This window comes from Jatrophihabitans sp. (genome assembly GCF_046262535.1).
Lineage (GTDB): Bacteria > Actinomycetota > Actinomycetes > Mycobacteriales > Jatrophihabitantaceae > Jatrophihabitans.
On sequence record NZ_JBHEMO010000080.1, the window covers coordinates 1 to 17,658 of the forward strand.

The 17,658-nt window shown below is 70.0% G+C and carries 26 protein-coding genes; 12 read left to right on the forward strand and 14 right to left on the reverse strand.

The annotated features are described in order from the left end of the window. Positions 1-313: nuclear transport factor 2 family protein (locus ABR571_RS11385; protein ID WP_409453321.1), on the forward strand; the 313-nt coding region annotated here is incomplete at its 5' end. On the opposite strand, the gene ABR571_RS11390 is transcribed toward ABR571_RS11385, so the two are convergent. Further along, positions 310-1,107: a formate/nitrite transporter family protein gene (locus tag ABR571_RS11390; RefSeq protein ID WP_409453322.1), complete on the reverse strand. Its 798-nt coding sequence runs from the start codon at positions 1,105-1,107 to the stop codon at positions 310-312. The two genes, ABR571_RS11385 and ABR571_RS11390, sit on opposite strands and share 4 nt — an antisense overlap. Positions 1,108-1,240: 133 nt before the next feature. On the opposite strand from ABR571_RS11390, the gene ABR571_RS11395 reads away from it, so the two are divergent. The 4 genes from ABR571_RS11395 (at position 1,241) to ABR571_RS11410 (ending at position 3,981) form a co-directional block, all read left to right on the forward strand. Next, positions 1,241-1,657 carry a nitroreductase family deazaflavin-dependent oxidoreductase gene (locus ABR571_RS11395; RefSeq protein WP_409453346.1) on the forward strand — a complete coding sequence of 139 codons (417 nt, stop codon included), beginning with the start codon at positions 1,241-1,243 and terminating at the stop codon, positions 1,655-1,657. 85 nt (positions 1,658-1,742) lie between these two features. Continuing rightward, a complete protein-coding gene (locus ABR571_RS11400) occupies positions 1,743-2,267 on the forward strand; it encodes a YbhB/YbcL family Raf kinase inhibitor-like protein (protein ID WP_409453323.1) in 525 nt (174 codons plus the stop codon). After that, the gene (locus ABR571_RS11405) at positions 2,264-3,358 is read left to right on the forward strand and encodes an S-(hydroxymethyl)mycothiol dehydrogenase (protein ID WP_409453324.1); all 1,095 of its coding nucleotides are present in this window, start codon (positions 2,264-2,266) and stop codon (positions 3,356-3,358) included. Before ABR571_RS11400 ends, ABR571_RS11405 begins: the two co-directional genes overlap by 4 nt. Beyond that, a complete protein-coding gene (locus tag ABR571_RS11410; protein ID WP_409453325.1) occupies positions 3,358-3,981 on the forward strand; it encodes an MBL fold metallo-hydrolase in 624 nt (207 codons plus the stop codon). Before ABR571_RS11405 ends, ABR571_RS11410 begins: the two co-directional genes overlap by 1 nt. Here the strand turns inward: ABR571_RS11410 and ABR571_RS11415 are convergent. Then, positions 3,978-4,847, reverse strand: a complete 870-nt coding sequence (locus tag ABR571_RS11415; protein WP_409453326.1) for an aldo/keto reductase — start codon at positions 4,845-4,847, stop codon at positions 3,978-3,980. The genes ABR571_RS11410 and ABR571_RS11415 overlap by 4 nt on opposite strands. 126 nt (positions 4,848-4,973) lie before the next feature. On the opposite strand from ABR571_RS11415, the gene ABR571_RS11420 reads away from it, so the two are divergent. The 6 genes from ABR571_RS11420 to ABR571_RS11445 all read left to right on the forward strand — a co-directional run bounded on the left by ABR571_RS11420 (position 4,974) and on the right by ABR571_RS11445 (position 8,379). Then, positions 4,974-5,414, forward strand: coding sequence for an OsmC family peroxiredoxin (locus ABR571_RS11420; protein WP_409453327.1), 441 nt, complete (start codon positions 4,974-4,976; stop codon positions 5,412-5,414). Between the two features lie 5 nt (positions 5,415-5,419). Continuing rightward, positions 5,420-6,226 carry a thioesterase family protein gene (locus ABR571_RS11425; RefSeq protein WP_409453328.1) on the forward strand — a complete coding sequence of 269 codons (807 nt, stop codon included), beginning with the start codon at positions 5,420-5,422 and terminating at the stop codon, positions 6,224-6,226. 57 nt (positions 6,227-6,283) lie between these two features. Beyond that, entirely contained in the window at positions 6,284-7,222 is a 939-nt protein-coding gene (locus tag ABR571_RS11430) for a YhjD/YihY/BrkB family envelope integrity protein (RefSeq protein ID WP_409453329.1), read from the forward strand. A 9-nt stretch (positions 7,223-7,231) separates the two neighbouring features. Beyond that, on the forward strand, positions 7,232-7,693 hold the full coding sequence (locus tag ABR571_RS11435; protein WP_409453330.1) for an NUDIX domain-containing protein: 462 nt from the start codon (positions 7,232-7,234) through the stop codon (positions 7,691-7,693). Between the two features lie 183 nt (positions 7,694-7,876). Beyond that, positions 7,877-8,032, forward strand: a complete 156-nt coding sequence (locus ABR571_RS11440; protein WP_409453331.1) for a hypothetical protein — start codon at positions 7,877-7,879, stop codon at positions 8,030-8,032. A 41-nt stretch (positions 8,033-8,073) separates the two neighbouring features. Then, positions 8,074-8,379 carry a WhiB family transcriptional regulator gene (locus ABR571_RS11445; protein WP_409453332.1) on the forward strand — a complete coding sequence of 102 codons (306 nt, stop codon included), beginning with the start codon at positions 8,074-8,076 and terminating at the stop codon, positions 8,377-8,379. Between the two features lie 6 nt (positions 8,380-8,385). Here ABR571_RS11445 and ABR571_RS11450 read toward each other — a convergent pair whose 3' ends face one another. Beyond that, the gene (locus ABR571_RS11450; RefSeq protein ID WP_409453333.1) at positions 8,386-9,444 is read right to left on the reverse strand and encodes a dihydrodipicolinate reductase; all 1,059 of its coding nucleotides are present in this window, start codon (positions 9,442-9,444) and stop codon (positions 8,386-8,388) included. Positions 9,445-9,536: 92 nt separating this feature from the next. Here ABR571_RS11450 and ABR571_RS11455 point away from each other — a divergent pair, with 92 nt between their 5' ends. After that, complete coding sequence (locus ABR571_RS11455) at positions 9,537-10,571, forward strand: zinc-binding dehydrogenase (protein ID WP_409453334.1); 1,035 nt, start codon at positions 9,537-9,539, stop codon at positions 10,569-10,571. On the opposite strand, the gene ABR571_RS11460 is transcribed toward ABR571_RS11455, so the two are convergent. From ABR571_RS11460 to ABR571_RS11510, 11 genes are all read right to left on the reverse strand, one after another. Beyond that, positions 10,558-11,322, reverse strand: coding sequence for a DUF6390 family protein (locus ABR571_RS11460; protein WP_409453335.1), 765 nt, complete (start codon positions 11,320-11,322; stop codon positions 10,558-10,560). The genes ABR571_RS11455 and ABR571_RS11460 overlap by 14 nt on opposite strands. 6 nt (positions 11,323-11,328) lie before the next feature. Next, positions 11,329-11,589 (reverse strand): HypC/HybG/HupF family hydrogenase formation chaperone, encoded by a 261-nt coding sequence (locus tag ABR571_RS11465; RefSeq protein ID WP_409453336.1) that lies wholly within the window; start codon positions 11,587-11,589, stop codon positions 11,329-11,331. A 2-nt stretch (positions 11,590-11,591) separates the two neighbouring features. Continuing rightward, positions 11,592-12,092, reverse strand: a complete 501-nt coding sequence (locus ABR571_RS11470; protein WP_409453337.1) for a hydrogenase maturation protease — start codon at positions 12,090-12,092, stop codon at positions 11,592-11,594. Further along, positions 12,093-12,419, reverse strand: a complete 327-nt coding sequence (locus ABR571_RS11475; protein ID WP_409453338.1) for a hypothetical protein — start codon at positions 12,417-12,419, stop codon at positions 12,093-12,095. 21 nt (positions 12,420-12,440) lie between these two features. Further along, positions 12,441-12,653 (reverse strand): hypothetical protein, encoded by a 213-nt coding sequence (locus tag ABR571_RS11480; RefSeq protein WP_409453339.1) that lies wholly within the window; start codon positions 12,651-12,653, stop codon positions 12,441-12,443. Positions 12,654-12,678: 25 nt separating this feature from the next. Beyond that, positions 12,679-12,798: a DUF6893 family small protein gene (locus ABR571_RS11485; protein WP_409453340.1), complete on the reverse strand. Its 120-nt coding sequence runs from the start codon at positions 12,796-12,798 to the stop codon at positions 12,679-12,681. After that, entirely contained in the window at positions 12,795-14,198 is a 1,404-nt protein-coding gene (locus ABR571_RS11490; protein WP_409453341.1) for a hypothetical protein, read from the reverse strand. The genes ABR571_RS11485 and ABR571_RS11490 overlap by 4 nt, the downstream gene beginning before the upstream one ends. Next, positions 14,195-14,836, reverse strand: a complete 642-nt coding sequence (locus ABR571_RS11495) for a DUF6084 family protein (RefSeq protein WP_409453342.1) — start codon at positions 14,834-14,836, stop codon at positions 14,195-14,197. The genes ABR571_RS11490 and ABR571_RS11495 overlap by 4 nt, the downstream gene beginning before the upstream one ends. Then, complete coding sequence (locus ABR571_RS11500) at positions 14,836-15,519, reverse strand: DUF5947 family protein (protein ID WP_409453343.1); 684 nt, start codon at positions 15,517-15,519, stop codon at positions 14,836-14,838. The genes ABR571_RS11495 and ABR571_RS11500 overlap by 1 nt, the downstream gene beginning before the upstream one ends. Further along, positions 15,516-16,448, reverse strand: coding sequence for a NifU family protein (locus ABR571_RS11505; RefSeq protein WP_409453344.1), 933 nt, complete (start codon positions 16,446-16,448; stop codon positions 15,516-15,518). The genes ABR571_RS11500 and ABR571_RS11505 overlap by 4 nt, the downstream gene beginning before the upstream one ends. A gap of 2 nt (positions 16,449-16,450) precedes the next feature. After that, positions 16,451-17,658 (reverse strand): nickel-dependent hydrogenase large subunit (locus tag ABR571_RS11510; protein WP_409453345.1); only part of this gene is annotated, 1,208 nt, incomplete at its 5' end.

Genomic DNA, 17,658 nt, shown 5'->3' on the forward strand with positions numbered 1-17,658 from the left:
CGCCGTCGTGGACTTCATGAGCAAGTCGCTCGGCCCGGCGATCATCACGGTGCACCAGTGCCACCACCCCGAGATCACCGTGGACGGAAACACCGCCACCGGGACCTGGTATCTCGAGGACAAGGTGATCATCACCGAGCACCGGATGCTGCTGACCGGCGCCGCGTTCTACAATGACGTCTACACCCGCGACGACGTCGGAATCTGGCGCATCAGCCGGACCGGCTACACCCGCAGCTACGAAGCCGTCCAGTCGCTCGACGACACTCCGAGCTGGAAGCTCACCGCCAACCGCTGGGCAACACCGGCCTAGTTCTGCTTACGCTCCTCGGCGACGCGATGCGGCACCCTGAGCAGCCGGATCGCGGTCACCAGCACGACGCCCCCGACGAGGTTGCCGAACGCCGACCAGGCCAGCGCGCCGAGCCAGTCGGCATAGCCGAACGGTGCTCCGGCGATCAGCGCCGCGAACATGAGGAGCGAATCGAGCACGCAGTGGAAGAGCTGACCACCGGCCAACAGTGCGCCGAACAGAATGGCGGGCACGAGCTGGACCCCCAAGCTGTCGGTCGCATGCTGCATGCGGGTCATGAGCGTGATGACGGCCCCGGCCAGGACGGCGAGCGCGAAGGACTGGGCTGACACCCCGAGCGTCGCGTAGTGCGTGCCCGACTCGACCGCCGTGGACTTGACCTTCGGCAGACCGGTGACGATCAGCCACACGATCAGCCACCCGCCGGCCAGGTTCATGAGCAGGGTGACCCCCCACAGCCGGGCCAGTGCCGACAGCGTTCCCTTCTTGGCCACGACGGTGATGACGGGGACGAGGAAGTTCTCGGTGAACAGTTCGCTGCGGGCGAGCAGCAGGGCGACGAAACCGAGGGAGAACGCGAGGCCGGCGAGCAGCGGGTTCCCGGTCGACTCCTTCACCAGCAAGTACGCGAGCACCCCGGTTCCCACGTCGATACCTCCGAGCAGGCCGGTGGACGTGAGCGCCAGGATGGGCCGGCGCAGGCGCACCTCGCCCTCGTCGACCAGTCGCTCGAAGGCGACCTCGAGCTCGTCCTCGGGCTTGGCCGGTGGGTCGGTGTTCACGGGGCTCGTCACCGCGGTGGACTACCCGTGCGCCGGGTTGCGTTATCGCCGGCTCGACGCCGCCTGCGCACTCCGGTGTACTTCCCCGGTGAAGACGCGACCGAAAGGCCTCGACAGCCCAGCGACCCGCAAGATCATCAAATGGATGTCAGCGGCCAACGTCTGGCTGTACCGCCGCAGCAACGGGCGGATCGGTAAGACGTGGCGGGTCGGCAGCGCGCTGCGCCACGGGGTGCCGGTCTGCCTGTTGACCACGACCGGCCGCAAGTCCGGACTGCCGCGGACGGTTCCGTTGCTTCACATGACCGACGGCGACAACGTCATCCTCGTCGCATCGCAGGGTGGCCTGCCCGAGAACCCCCAGTGGTATGGCAACGTGGTGGCCGACCCGGACGTAAGCGTGCAGTTCGGCGGGGCGACCCGGCGGATGCGGGCCCGGACGGCCACTCCGGACGAGCGGGCGCGCCTCTGGCCACGACTCACCGATGTGTACGCCGACTTCGACAGCTACCAGTCGTGGACGGACCGCGAGATCCCGGTGGTCATCTGCGAACCGGCCTGACCGTCTGCGGGGTCCCACCTTGCGGTAAGACTGGCAGGGAGAGGCCGCACCGGACGGCCCTCCACGTCGGCGAAGGAGACCGCAGGTGAGCAGGAACCCCTATGACGAACTCCCCCAGGTCGCCAGCTTCGAGTTGCGCAGCGACGACGCGTCCGACGGTCAGACGCTGGCCACGCCGCAGGTGTCGGGCGTGTTCGGAGCCGGCGGCGAGGACGTCTCACCGCATCTGGCGTGGTCGGGTGCGCCCGAAGGGACGCAGAGCTACGCCGTGACGGTGTACGACCCCGACGCCCCGACCGGGAGCGGTTTCTGGCACTGGGCGGCCTTCAACATCCCAGCCGACGTGACCGAGTTGCCCAGCGGAGCGAGCGGGACCAACATGCCCGACGGCGCGGTCGAACTGCGCAACGACGGCGGCACGACCGGCTACATCGGAGCCGCCCCACCGCCCGGGCACGGACCGCATCACTATCACGTCGTCGTGCACGCCGTGGACGTGCCGACCCTCGACATCCCGGCCGATGCCTCACCCGCATTTCTCGGCTTCAACCTGTTCAGCCACACCCTGGGCCGCGCGATGATCGTCCCCGTCTACGAGGTATCTGAATGAGCAATCGGGTGCGGGGCGTCATCGCCCGGACCAAGGGGGCGCCGGTCGAGGTCGTGAGCATCCACGTCCCCGATCCCGGCCCGGGTGAGGCGCTGGTGCAGGTGCAGGCCTGCGGTGTCTGCCACACCGACCTGCACTACCGCGAGGGCGGCATCAACGACGACTTCCCGTTCCTGCTCGGCCATGAGGCCGCCGGCGTGGTCGAGTCCGTCGGCCCCGACGTCACGGACCTGGCGCCCGGCGACTTCGTCATCCTCAACTGGCGCGCCGTGTGCGGGCAGTGCCGCGCGTGCACCCGCGGCGAGCCGCAGTACTGCTTCAACACGCACAACGCGAGGCAGAAGATGACGCTCGAGGACGGCACCGAGTTGTCACCGGCCCTCGGCATCGGTGCCTTCGCCGAAAAGACGCTCGTCGCCGCCGGGCAGTGCACCAAGGTCGATCCCGCGGCACCGGCCACCGCCGCCGGCCTGCTCGGCTGCGGGGTGATGGCCGGTCTCGGCGCCGCCGTCAACACCGCGGGCGTCAAACGCGGGCAGAGCATCGCCGTGATCGGCTGCGGTGGCGTTGGCGCGGCCGCGGTCGCCGGTAGCCGGCTCGTCGGGGCGGGCAAGATCATCGCGATCGACGTCGACGACCGCAAGCTCGCCGGCGCGCAGAACTTCGGCGCAACCCACACCATCAATTCGAAGGGGCTCGGCGTCGACGACGTGGTCGCCGCGATCCAGGAACTGACCGACGGCAACGGCGCCGACGTCGTCGTCGATGCCGTGGGCCGCCCTGAGACGTACAGGCAGGCGTTCTACGGCCGCGATCTCGCCGGTACGGTCGTGCTGGTCGGCGTCCCGGACCCGACCGTGACTCTCGAACTGCCGCTGATCGATCTGTTCAGCCGCGGCGGCACGCTGAAGTCGTCCTGGTACGGCGACTGTCTGCCGTCGCGCGACTTCCCCATGCTGATCGACCTCTTCCAGCAGGGACGGTTCCCGCTCGACCAGTTCGTCAGCGAGACGATCGGCATCGACGACATCGAAGCGGCCTTCGACAAGATGCACCGCGGCGAGGTGCTGCGGTCGGTCGTCGTCCTCTGATGCCGGCGCGCATCGAGCACACAGTCACCAGCGGCACCTTCAGCCTCGACGGCGGCACGTGGGACGTCGACAACAACGTCTGGGTGATCGGCGACGACCGCGAGTGCGTGGTGATCGACGCGCCGCACGACGCCGCCGCCATCGCCGCGCTCGTCGGCGACCGCCGACTGCGCGCCGTCCTGTGCACGCACGCGCACGACGACCATGTCAATGTCGCGCGCGACGTCGCCGACCGCTTCGATGCACCGGTGCGGCTGCATCCGGCCGACACGGTGCTGTGGCAGATGACCCACCGGCAGGCGGCGTTCGACCCGCTGGCCGACGGCGACCGGATCGAGGTCGGCGGCGCCACGCTGCACGTGCTGCACACGCCTGGCCACTCGCCGGGCGCGGTCTGCTTCTCCGCCCCCAAGCTGGGCGCCGTGTTCACCGGCGACACCCTGTTCCAGGGCGGGCCTGGCGCGACCGGTCGTTCCTATTCCGACTTCGACACGATCGTCGCGTCCATCCGCTCGCAGCTGCTGCCGCTGGCCGCGGACACCGTCGTGCACACCGGCCACGGCCCGGACACGACGATCGGCGCCGAGGCCGCCGGGGCGGACGACTGGACCCGCCCGGACTAGCCGGCGTCGGTCAGCTCGGCCACCTCGTCGCGGGTCAGGCGCTGGTACAGCGGGCCGGCCTCCAGGTTCTCCTCGAGATGCTTGACGCTCGACGTGCCCGGGATCGGCAGGACGACCTGCGCGCGGGCGAGCAGCCAGGCGATGGCCACCTGCGCCGGCGTCGCCTCGTGCCGCTTGGCGATCTCGTCGACCGGGCCGCCCGGCTTGGCCAGGTCGCCGGCGGCGATCGGGAACCACGGGATGAAGCCGATGGCCTCGCGAGTGCAGTAGTCGAGCACGTCCTCGGACTTGCGGTTCGTGAGGTTGTAGAGGTTCTGCACCGTGGCCACCTCGGTGATGGCCCGGACCGCATCGATGTCCTCCACCGAGACCTCCGACAGCCCGACCGCGCCGATCTTGCCTTCGTCGCGCAACTCGGCCAGAACGCCGATCTGATCGGCCAAGGGCACCTTGGAATCGATCCGGTGCAGCTGGAAGAGGTCGATGCGGTCCAATCCGAGCCGGCGCAGGCTCATCTCGCACTGCTGCCGCAGGTATTCGGGGCGCCCCACGGCCGCCCAGCGGTCGGGTCCGTGTCGCGTGAAGCCCGCCTTGGTCGCCACGAGCACCTGCTCGGGATACGGGTACAACGCCTCGCGGATGATCTCCTCGCTGACGTGCGGCCCGTAGGAGTCGGCCGTGTCGATCAGGTCGACGCCGAGTTCGACCGCCCGGCGCACCACTCGGACGCACTCGGCCCGGTCGGCCGGCTCGCCCCAGACGCCTTGCCCGGTCAGCCGCATGGCGCCGAACCCGAGACGGTGGACGGTGCGCTCGGCGATCTCGAAGGTGCCGGAGATCGAGGCCGGCGTGTTCAGGTCGGTCATTGCGCTCCTTCGTCGGTGTGCCTCCTACCTACCCAGCCTGCGCCGAAGCGACCCTGGCGTGCCGGAATGCCGAGCGGTACGCCAGGCTTGAGCTCTAAGACGCACCGCCCAACCCGAGGAGACCCGATGCCCACTCGTACCGCCCGCACGGCCTGGACCGGCACACTTCAGGAGGGCTCCGGCCAGGTCGAGCTGTCCAGCTCCAAGGTCGGCACCTACGAGGTGTCCTTCCCGAAGCGGGCGGCCGACGACGCCGACGGCACGACCAGTCCCGAGGAACTCGTCGCGGCCGCGCACTCGGCCTGCTACGCCATGTCGTTGTCCAACGGCATCGCCCAGGCCGGCGGAACACCGATCGCGCTCGACGTGCAGGCCGACGTCACCCTCGGCCCCGACCCGGCCGGCGGTTTCCGGCTCACCGGCATCAAGCTGACCGTGCGCGGTGAGGTCGACGGCCTCGACGCCGACGCGTTCGCCGAGGCCGCTGAGGCCGCCAAGGCCGGCTGCCCGATCAGCAAGGCGCTCACCGGCGTCGAGATCACCCTGGACGCCGCGCTCGAGCAGTAGCCCGCATGCCCCCAGTCGCGTTCTCCGACGTCACCGCGCTGACACCCGACGGGCCGGCCCGGTTCACCGTCGACGTCCACCCCGAGTGGACGATCGCCGGCAAGCCGAACGGCGGCTACCTGACGGGTCTGCTCGGCCGGGCCGCAGCGGCGGTCGGGCCGCACGAGCACCCGATCGCCGCGAGCGCCCACTTCCTGCGCTCACCGGAGCCCGGACCGGCCGTGGTCAGTGCCGAGTTGCTGCGCGGTGGGCGCTCGGCCAGCCAGCTGCGCGTCCAGCTCCGGCAGGACGATCAGCTCTGCATCGAAGCGCTCGTGACCACGAGCGTGCTCGATCCGGCGGCGAAGCCCTATTGGGCCGACGGCGCCCCCGCTGCCGGCACGGCCTCGCTCGAGGACTCGATCCGCCTGCCGTCGCTGAACCCGCTGGGCGTCAAGGTCGCGATTATGGACCAGGTCGACCTGCGGATCGAGCCCGACTCGTTCGGTTTCGGCCGCGGGGAACCGTCCGGCCGCGGGGAGTTGCGCGGTTGGCTCGCCCTGCCCCACGGCGAGGCGTTCGACCCGTTCTCGCTGATCTACGCCGTCGATGCGTTCCCCCCGGCGACCTTCGACATCGAGCTGACGGGGTGGGTGCCGACGCTCGAACTGACGGCGTACGTGCGCGCAATACCGGCACCTGGTCCGGTGCGGGTCTTGCAAAAGGCGCAACTCATCGAGGGCCAGCGCGTCGACGAGGCGTGCTGGGTGTGGGACAGCACCGGACGGCTCGTGGCATCGGGCACCCAGCTGGCCGGTATCCGGCTCGGCTGAACACGCTCAGCTGCGCCCTGTCGATCTCAGGTGGACCGCCCGGGCAGACTGAACAGTATGAGACGCCCGTCAGCCCGCCGCCGCATCGCGGCCGGACGAGCCTGGTGGCACAACAGCCTCGGCGGGCACGGCTACCGCAGGGTCCGCGAACTCGACCTCGACACGCACGCGCTGGCCCTCTGCGCCCAGCAGGTCCTCTGCACCGCGCCGCTGGTCGTCGCCGTGTCGGCGGTGCTCCAGCGAGTGACCGACGACGGCGCCGGCTACTTCATGACCCGCTTCTTCGGCCTGTACGGCGATTCGGCCGACGACGTCACCCGCCTGTTCCGCCGCACGGCGCCGACCATCAGCACGTTCACGCTGGTCGTCGCCATGATCACGGCCCTGGTGTTCACGACCAGCGTGGCCTCGGTACAGCAGCGCGCCTTCGAGCTGATCTGGACGCTGCCGCGGATCATCAGCATCCGCTCGTACTGTCGGCAGCTCGCTTGGACGATCATGCTGGGCCTCTACTCCCTCGGCATGCTCGGCCTCGGCCGGGTGGGGCGCATCCTCGACCAGCACATCGGCCGGCCCGGGTTGACCTGCATCGCCGTCGTCCAGGGCGTGGTCACCTTCCTCTTCTACTGGTGGTCGCAGCACTGGTTGCTGGCCGGCCGGGTGAACTGGCGCGCGTTGCTGCCGGGGGCGCTCTGCGTGGGCGTGGGCACGACCGTTCTCTTCCGATTGACCCGCGTCATCATGCCCGGGCAGGTGTCCTGGCAGGTTCACGCCTACGGGCTGATCGGCGGCGTGTTCGTCCTGTCCGTGTGGCTGATGATTCTGTCCGTGGTGATCTTCGGTGGCGTGCTGATCGGCGCCCTCATCACCGAACGACGCGCCGCCAAGGCAGGCTCGGACGCCGGCAACGTCGACGAGTCGCCGCTGACGCTCGCCGGGCTGGAGTCGGCGGCTGACGGCGTCGGGTCCCAGCGCCTCGGCGCCGGCCGGGGCTGACGTCGCCCCGTGCCGACGTCGCGCAGCGCCGGGCTGCTGTTGTACCGACGAAGCGCCGGTGACGTCGAGGTACTGCTCGGCCACATGGGCGGCCCCTTCTTCAGCAAGCGGGACGACGGTGCCTGGTCCATCCCCAAAGGCGAGTACGGCGACGACGAGGCCCCGCTCGCGGCTGCCCACCGCGAATTCGCCGAGGAACTCGGGCTGGCGCCGCCACCGGGCACCGAACGTGAACTGGGCACCGTCCGCCAGCGCAACGGCAAGCGGGTGACGGCCTGGGCTGTCGAAGCCGACCTCGACGTAACGGCGATCTCGAGCAACACGTTCGAGATCGAATGGCCGCCCCGCTCCGGGCGGCGTCAGTCATTTCCGGAGATCGACCGGGCCGGCTGGTTCGACCTGGCCACCGCGCGGCGCAAGATGATCGTCGGGCAGGACGCCCTGCTGGACCGGCTCACCGCCCTCCTGTGACGCATGAGCGCCGTCGCAGCCTGACTGAGGCCTTGCAATTGCTGGGCTCTAGGTAGTCCGGGACCCCTTAGGCGGACGGGGCCGCCGGCTGCCGCCATCCCTTAGGCAAAGTCCCGATGCAGGGGTCGGGGCCTTACGACGAATGTTCTCGGTGTCAAGGAAGCAGCTACACCGGAGGACCTCATGGAGACCAACCTTTACCTCGCCGCCGGCGCCGGGAACCTCGCCCGGAATCACATCCAGGACCTCCTCGTCGACGCCGACAACTCGCGCCGGACCAGGCAGGCCCGGTTCGCCCGCCGCAGCGCCCGCAAGGCCACCCGCGCGCGTCGCGCCTGATCCACCACACACACACACACACAGCGATCCGAGGTTCCGTAATGCTGACCTGCGCTCCGTCCGGCGAGTACTCACTGGACACGCTGCCCAAGGAGAGCCGCGACGAGCTACCCTGCCGCGTCCAGGATCCCGAACTGTGGTTCGCCGAGTCTCCGGCGGACCTCGAGCGGGCCAAGGCGTTCTGCCGGTCCTGCCCGGTGCGCACCGCCTGCCTACTCAGCGCCCTCGAGCGGCGCGAGCCCTGGGGAGTCTGGGGCGGCGAGATCTTCGAAGCCGGGGCGGTCATCGCCCGCAAGCGGCCCCGTGGCCGCCCCCGCAAGCACCCGGTCCACGAGGTCGCCGCCTGAGCGCGCTCAGCGCCCGAGATCCGGGTGGGCCCGGCCGGCGATGAGCGGCAGGTCCACGTAGGTCGTGATCCCCGGCTCGGCGGCACAGACGTAGGGCACGGAGTTCACGCAGTGCATGGCCGTCGCGACGATGCCCGGGTTACGGGCCACGCCGGCCTTGACGGTCTGCGGCTGCCAACCCCTGATGGTCACGAAGCAGTCCGGATCGCCCTTGACCTCGATCTCGAACCGTTCCCCCTCGGGGCCGAACGTCCACGGCGGGTCGAGCTGCTCCTCGCCCATCAGCCAGTTCACCGCGACCCGCACGACCACCCGGTCGCCGATCACCGCATCCCACTGGAACCGCTGGGCGGCGACCCTTCCCGGCTCGATCGGCCCGATCGGCGAGTCGATTGCGGCGGTGGCCACAGCGACTTCCTGCACCGTGCGGATCTCGGCGTCGGTCGAGAATCCCAGGACGTCCAGGCACATGCGCACGGATTGGACGAAGCCGCCGGACAGCACCTTGAGCATCGGGCTGTGCATCGCCTCGTCGGCCGTCGCGCCGAAGCACATGATCCACCGGACGACGTCGGGTGAGTTGTACGTCCGGATGTCGGAGAACTCCTCGCCACGCACGTAGGTCACCGCCGAGGACCAGGCGGAGAACATCAGCGGATGCAGCTCGGCGATCCCGCCGGGATTGATGCCGGTGCCGTGCAGCGTGACGCCGCCCGCTCGGCAGGCCGCCTCGAGGGGCTCGGCCTCGGTTGCCCCGGGATAGAACCAACCGACCGGCGTGACGACGTTCTTGCCCGACCGCAGGATCGCGGCGACGTCGTCGGCGTTCGGCACGATCGGGGCGTAAATGACGGCGTCAGCGTCCATGGCCAGGACGGCCGCGGTGTCAGTCGTTGCCCGCACGCCCAGGGGCGCCCGGCCGATCAGCTCGCCGACGTCCCGCCCGTCCTTCGCGGCCGAGTGCACCCAGCACCCGACGAGCTCGAGCTCCGGATGGCGCAGGATGCCCTCGATCGCCGCCTGCCCGACGCCGCCGGTGGCCCATTGGATGACCCGCAGCGCCATGTCGACTCCTTTGCCGGGCCGTCGCCCGCACGCGGCCCGCGTGCTGGACGTACCGTAGCCAAACCCGACCCTCCCGACAGATTGAGATCTCCATGCGCGCAGCCGTGTACCTGTCAGCCGGCGACGTCACCGTCGACGACGTCCCGGACGCGGCCGTGGTCGAGCCCACCGACGCGGTTGTGCGCGTCCTTCGTTCCTGCGTTTGCGGGTCCGATCTCTGGTCGTATCGAGGGGTGGTCAACCGCGAGGCCGGCTCACGCATGGGTCACGAGTTCCTGGGCCTGGTCGAAGATGTCGGGCGGGACGTGACCACGCTCGAGGTCGGCGATCTGGTCGTCTCGCCGTTCCAGTGGTCGGACAACACCTGCCCGGCCTGCCTCGACGGGATCCAGAGCTCCTGCGCCAATGGCGGGACGTTCGGCGCTCCGGGGGCCGACGGCGGGCAGGGCGAGGCGGTCCGCGTGCCGCTGGCCGACGGAACGCTGGTGGCGGTGCCGTCGGGCGCCGGCGAGGACCTCTACCCCGCGCTGCTGGCCACCTCGGACGTGCTGGGCACGGGCCTGCACGGTGCGACACTGGCCGGGGTCAGCGAGGGCGCCACCGTGGCGGTGATCGGCGACGGCGCGGTCGGTCTTTGCGCCGTCCTCGGCGCGACCACGGTGCTGGGCGCCGAGCGGGTCATCCTGATGAGCCGGCATGCCGACCGCACCGAGCTCGGCCGGCGCTTCGGGGCGACCGACATCGTCGAGTCCCGCGGCGCCGAAGGCATCGCGGCCGTCCGTGAGCTGACCCGCGGGCTGGGTGTGCGCCACGTCGTCGAAGCGGTGGGCACCAAGGAATCGTGGGAGATGGCCGTGGGCATGGCACGCGAAGGCGGGGCCATCGGCGCGGTGGGGGTGCCACACGCGTCCCCACGCCTGCCGCTGTTCGGCCCGTTCGTCCACCATCTGACCATCAGCCTGGGGATCGCCCCCGTCCGCCGCTACCTGCCGATGCTGATCGAGCGGACGGTCGACGGCACGCTCGACGCCGGTCCGGTCTTCGACACGGTGCTGCCGCTGGAGCAGGTGGGCGACGCGTACGCCGCGATGGCCTCGCGTCAGTCCATCAAGGTCATGCTGACCTGACGCGAGCAGCAGCCTGCAGCTCCAGGTTGGCGAGCTGCAGCTGTTGGTCGCTCGCTCGCTCGAGGTCGGTCACCGCCTCCGGGTCCAAGCGGTCACAGATCCAGTCGAAGTGCAGGGCGACCCAGTCGCCGGCCAGGACCCCCGACGACAACGACTGCCCGCCGGCCGATTGCCGCACCGTCTCAGCGGCCGCATCACCCAGGTGAAGACGTTCGCCGCCCCAGCGCAGCGGCCGCGAGACGACCACGGCCTCGTCGCCGTGCGTTTCCTCGACCTGGCCCCAGCGGATCCGGCATCGATCCAGCACGGACAGGGGCACCGGGCTGCCCGACCCCAGCAGGCCGGCCCACGGATAGACCGCGAAGACGTGGAAGCTGTGGTGTGCGCGGGCGAGGGGCCGCGCCGGCGCGCTCAACCGGTTCCACAAGCCGCCCGTCTGGCCGGCGAACTGCTCGGCCAGCCGATCGTGGAGTCGGTCGGGCGGCAGCCGCTCGAGCAACTCGCCGCCGACCCAGTACGCGCGCACGACTCGGGCGTCCAGCGGGTCCGCGATCCCGGCGGCCTCGGCCAGCAGCTGCAGGTACACCCACGCGCCGTCGAACTGGCGCGCCCGCCCGGCGATCTCGGCGGTGTCCTCGCCGGCGGCGCTCGACGCGAGCAACCCGGCGGCGTCGTCGGGTCCGCAGTAGCCCAGCTCGTTGGGCGGATAGGCATAGCGAGCGAACAGCACCGAGCCGGAGGTCCCCGCCATCCCCGGTCAGGCTCCGACGGTGGGATCGTCGTCGCGCGGGCGGCCCATCATCTCCAGGCCGGCGAGCGCCTTCTCCGCCCCCGCGGCGTCGATGCGCTCCATCGCGAAGCCCATGTGGATCACGATCCAGTCGCCGGCTGCGAGCTCCTGGTCCTCCAACATCCCGATGTTGATCTGGCGCTGCGCGCCGAGCACGTCGACGAGGGCCAGCTGGTTGCCGTGTCCCTCGACCATCGCGACGACGCGGCCCGGGATTCCGAGGCACATGGTCAGCCCCCCGCCGCGCTGGCCGCCCGGAGCGACAGCTCGTCGTCGACCAAGCCGCGCACGGTGGCGGCGGCCGGCTCGACGGCCGCGGCCACGGGGCCGGACAGCCCGATCCGCTCGCCGAGGTCGGCCGGGATGCAGCCGACCACGAACGTTGGGGGCAACTCCCCCCCGAGCGCGCGCAGGCCGGCCAGCACCGTGGCCGGATCCATGGCATGCGCGTCGAGGCCACCGGGCCCGCTGACCCCCAGGTCGTCGGCACCGACCTCGAGCACGCGCAACGTGCCCGGCGAATCCGGGCCCGGCAGCGCGTCGACCAGGATCAACGCCTCGTACCCGTCGAGCAGGTCGTAGGCGAGGTGCATGCCGCGAATCCCGTAGTCGACGATGCGCACGTCGGTCCTCGGCGGGTCCACAGCAAGACGTCCGGCGACCTCGCAGCCGAAACCGTCGTCGCCGAGGAAGATGTTGCCGATGCCGGCGACCAGGATGCGCGGTGGCACTTAGCGCTGATCCTCGGACTTGTTCTCGCCGCTGCCGGTGCCGGCATAGTGATCCGGCCCCACCCGGTCGTCGTCGAGATCGGTCTCAGGCATGTCGGCCGCCGGCTGCTCATCGGCCGGGGACGCCTCGGCTCCGCGCGGCGTGTCCTCCTTGGGAGTCGATTTGAGCTCGGCGTTCTCCACCGGGCCGGTTGCCCCGCCGACGTTCGCGCCGTCCTTGTGCGTGTCCTGCTCGCTGTCGACCGGCGCGCTCCTCTGCCGGTCGTCGTAGGGCGGCATCGCGCGGTCGGTGGTACCGCCGCCCTCGACGTCTCGTTCGTCGTTCATCTGGTTTCCCTCCCGGGCTGCTCAGCCGCCCTGGTCGCCCGCCGGCATGTCAGGGGCGCCTTCGTGCTGCGCACCCTGCGCATCGACCGACGTGTCACTTTCTTCGTCCGACTGGCCGCTCGGCCGGTCGACCGGGCCACCCGACGGCTCGTCCGAGCCGGCGTCGCGTGACCCCTCCGGACCCCGCTCGCTCTGCGGCTCCTCTTCGAGGGAGCTGCCTGGCGTCTCACTCATCTTTGCCTCCTTCCCGCGCGGTCGGTCACATCCTTCGCATCTTCATGTAGCGCCGGATGTCGGGGATGGAGCGAACGCCCACCGCGAGACCCACGACCACGACTGCGGCCACTCCCACCAGCGTGACTTCTCCGAGCACCTTCACGATCGGCTCTCCTCCCGGTTGTCGTGCGCGAAACTGGACGAGCCGGGCCCCAATGGCTCGACCTCGTCCGGAGCGAAGTACAGAAAACGGCCGTACCACTCGTGCATCTCGGCCGCCGGGTCGACCAGCAGGGTTACTGCGACGTGGACGTTGCCGTCGACGTCGGAGTGGACGGCCGACACGCGCGCCTGCTGGCCGGCGAAGAAGAGATCCTGTGCGTCGGCCCGTCGCGAGGGACGCAACCGCACGATGCTGCCGCGGGCAACGGCGACCCCGTCCACCATCACGTGGTCGACGTCGGGCTGCACACTGGCGTCGACCTCCGGATCCCACCACGGCAGGTCGCCGGTGGTGAAGGTGGGCGGTTCCACGTCGCGGAGGTCCATCACGTCGGCGGCCAGGGCGTGCGGGTCGCGCAGGATGCCGTGCAGCTGGGCCAGCGCCTCGGGCGACATGGCATCGCAGCGGTCGATGATCTCCGCGGCGCGTGGGTCGGTCGCCCGGGCCTCGGCCTTCTCAGCGTCGGTCAGCGTCATCACGCGCAGGGTGAGGATCTCGTCGATCTCGGTCGAGTCGAACAGCGCCCCCGCGCTCTGGTCGGCGACCTCCGGGTAGTCGTACAGGATGATCGGCGACACGAGGACGAGGTCGCTGCTGCCGGGCAGCCCGGCCATCACCGGCCAGCACCGCCGCTGCCGGCAACCGGCCACTGCGGCGCCCGCCGCGTCCGGCGGCTCGAGCAGCGAGATGAAGTCGGCACCGTGCGCACTGAGCAGGACGTGGGCACCGATGAGAGACAGTCGGATCGCGTCGTCCTTGCTCGCCACCGGCGCGGTCGCCGCATTGCTCACCGTGATTCCCAGGCAGACGAAGCCATCGACCGCTTCGCTGCTCATCACCACGGTCGCCCGCAGCGGGTAGCGCCGGCGAATGATCCGCCCGGCACACACGCCCGCGTGGTCGCGCAGTTCTTCGATGTCCTCACCGCCGTCGACCTCGACGGCGAACTCGTGGCGGCCCTCGGCGAGCGAGTACGGCGCGAGCGCGATCTCGTGCTCGACAGCCTCGTCCCATGTCAGCCACGACCGGGCCCCGACGGTCAGCTGCTCGACCGGCTCGAAGCGCTGTGGGTCGTCGGTGGCCCGCTCGACGGTGCGCGTCTGCAGTTGCAGGAAACGCAGATGGGCGGTGACCCGTCCCTCTGCCGTCACCTCGCCCAGCACGCAATCGGCCGCCATGTCCGAGTCCTCCCCCAGGCCGGCGTCGGAGGCACCGCATGGCCCGAGCACACCGAACTGCCAGCGGACCTGGTTCTTGCCGGACGTGGCCCGGTAGGGGTAGAGCAGGTAGCCCTCGAAGAGGACGGCATCGGCCACCGTGCGCGCCAGCTCCAGGCTCATGAGCCACGCACCTCCGCTCCGGCCATCAATGACGCGACCGTCTCTTCCCAGCTGGTCAGCCCGCGGACGGAGCGGTAGTAGGACAGCGCCGTGATGGTGTCGTGTCGCAGCCGGAGCCACCCGGTGTCGGGGTAGTAGTGCCCGATCATGTCGCGCCACACGGAGACCGGTATCTGGTGGCGCGCCTCGCAGTCCCACGACACCTGTTCCACGCCGAAGCCGGCCGTGCCGCGAGTGAACACGGTTCCCGAGAAGAGGAAGACGACGGGGATCGCGTCATCCCGCAGGGCGTGCAGGTACTTCGACCAGGTCACCTCGAAGTCGTAGGTGCACGGCATCGCCAGGTCGACCTCGGTGATCCCCGTGAAGCCCTGAACCATCGAGGTGCACTGCATCCACATGAACGGTTTGAGGGTGTCAAACCAGCGGTCGCGCGTCCCGAACATGTCGAGCAGACCGCTCTCCTCGTCCGGGCTGTACTTGCGCCGCTGCGGTTCGATCCGAACCTGGCAGCGCAGCGCGATGGCGTGGACCACCGCGGCGGTGGACTCGATGATGCGCAAGCGGGCCGTCAACTGCGGCGCCGCCGCGTACTGCTCGGCGAACACGTCGGCGACCTGGAACTCGAGTTGAGCCATCAGCCGAGGCCGATCTGCGGTGCCGGCCGGCTGCGCCCGGACACCTTGGTGAAGAAGGCGTCCATCGCGGAGCGGGCCTCGTCCCCGCCATCGAATCCGCGCCACAGCTGACGGAGCTGACCGACCAGCTCGTAACACGCGTCGATGGGCACGAGGTGGCAGGTGAAGTCCAGCTCGTCGGTCCCGCGCCCGCGGTCGGGCGCGCGGAGCAACAGCGCCTCGACGTCCGGCTCGAGCACGGACAGCTGCGGGTTGGCCGCGACGACGGACTCCCACGCCGCGAGTGACAGCTCGGACTCCGTCGCGCCGGCCGGCCCTGGATAGAACGCGATCGTCCGCCGCTGCAGGGAGTTGCGGAACAGGAAGGCCAGGCCGACCGGGATCTCGAGTTCGTCCCACTGGCCCGGACTGAGGGCGAAATCGGGGAACGAGAGATAGCGCTCGGGCACCGCTCGGTAACGCTGTTCGGCTCCGTCCACGGCGAAGAGCAGATAGCAGCTGCGGCAGGTGCACATCAGCACCCGGCTGTCGAGATTGACGACGTGCGAGTGCTCCTCGGCGATCGGCTCGGCGCACATCTCGCACCGCTCCTCGGCGGCGCGCACCGGACGGGTACTGGTGATCCGTCGCAGTGCGCCGAGCGGGTTCCCGCACGGGCTCCCGGGCCGCCGCGTTGTGGTCATGCCGGCGCCGGCACCGGCACCGCAACCGAGACGGTGCCGCCGTTGTTGAGCAGCGGCAACGGATCGAGATGCAGCGCGTCGTCCTCGAGGCTGCGGCCGGCACGCCGCACGTCGAAGTGCCCGTGGCAACCGGGACAACCCAGCACGGGGTCGCCGGCGGCGCCACCCAGCACCCGGCCGAGACCGGCGCCGGCCAGGCTGGAGTGACAGGTCGGGCAGGCGTCGCGGAAGGCGAACAACTCGGTGCCGATCCGGCAGGCCACGATGGGGGTGTCGCCGGCCGAGCAGGTCAGCACGCTGCCGGCGGCCAGGGCCGCCAGCTCAGGCACCGTCGACCACGCGGCGCCGTGCACCGGTTCGGGTTCGTTGAGGCGCACCCGTAGCGAGTTGAGCGAGATGAGTGGTGCCGCCGGCTTGTCCTCCGGTGATTCCACCTCGATGGCGGTCACTTCGGGGGCCGCGGCCTCGACCGCACCTTCTACGGCCAACGAGAGCGTCGCCGACGACGACGGGCACCCGTCACAGCTGCCGAGCAATCGCAAGCGCACCACGCCGTCGTCGCTGACATCAATCAGCTCGACGTTCCCCCCGTGCGTGCCCAGATAGGGACGGACGCTCTCCAGCGCCAGCTCGACCCGGGCGCGAACGTCGTAGGGATGCAGGCCGTGCACCAACAGCAGGCTGGAAACGAGCTCGTCGTCGGCCAGCGCGGCCAGCACCCCGTCGTCGAGCCGCCCGAAGTCGTACATGATGTCGAGCAGCCGCTCCAGGCCGCTGCCGTACAGGTCGGCGACCAGGCGGACCAGCTCCTCGGCGCGCTCGCGCGCCACCACGCCACCGGAGGAGCTGGCGTCCAGCAGGGTCTGGATGCGGTCGCCCACCACCTGCAGGTCAGGCGGTGGGCCCTCACTTACCTGCGGAGCGCCCACGGCTACTCGCCGGTTACCGACTGGGTCGGTGAGTGCATCTTCTCGAGCGTCTTGCCCTCGCCCAGATACATGTGCACGCCGCAGGGCAGGCACGGGTCGAAGCTGCGCACCGTGCGCATGATGTCGATGCCCTTGAAGTGCTCGCGGTCGTTCTCCTCGAAGATCGGCTGGCCCTGCACGGCGTCCTCGTACGGCCCGGGCGTTCCGTAGACGTCACGCGGGTTGGCGTTCCACGGCGTCGGCGGATACGGGTGGTAGTTCGCGATCTTCCCGTCCCGGATCACCATGTGGTGCGACAGGACGCCACGGACGGCCTCGGTGAAGCCGCAGCCGATGCCCTCGTCCGGAACGGTGAACTTCTCCCAGGTCTTCGTGTTGCCGGCCCGGATCTCGACCAGGGCCTTCTCGGCGAAGTGCAGAGCGCACGCTGCCGCATAGGCCTGGAAATACGTGCGCGCCCGGTTCCGCTCGATGGTGTTGCTCCACTGCGGAACCTTCCACTCCAGCTCCACCGGGCCCTTGAGTGCGGTCTTCGGCAGGTTGATCTTGACGCTGGTGCCGGTCGCCTGGACGTAGCCGATGTCGACCAGCCCGGCCAGCGCGGTCGACCACAGCCGGGCCAGCGGGCCGCCGCCGGTGTCGAGCGCCAGGTAGTCCTTGCCGTCGAACCACCGGGGCGACATGACCCAGCTGTACTTGTCGTCGAAGTCGCGCTTCTGCGGCTGCGGGTTGGTGTGCTGGTTCCACGGGTGCCGCCGGTCGACCGGATTGCCCAGGGGGTCGTTCTTGACGAACATCTCCTGGCCTTCCCAGTCGTCGTAGTACGACGAGCCGAGCAGGATGCGGATGCCCAGGTTGATGTCGACGAGGTCGGTGGTGACCAGCTTGCCGTCGACGACGACGCCTGGGGTCACGAACATCTTGCGACCCCACTCGGTCATGTCCTTGTACTCGAAGTTGCAGAACTCCGGGTCCTGGAAGGAACCCCAGCAGCCGAGCAACGTCCGGCGCAGCCCGGACTGTTCGTAACCGGGCAGCGCGTCGTACATGAAGTTGAACAGGTCGTCGTGCATCGGGACGACCTTCTTCATGAACTCGATGTAGCGCATCAGCCGGGTCATGTAGTCGGTCATCAGCTGGATCGTCGCGACCGTTCCGACGCCGCCCGGATAGAGCGTCGACGGATGGACGTGGCGGCCTTCCATCAGGC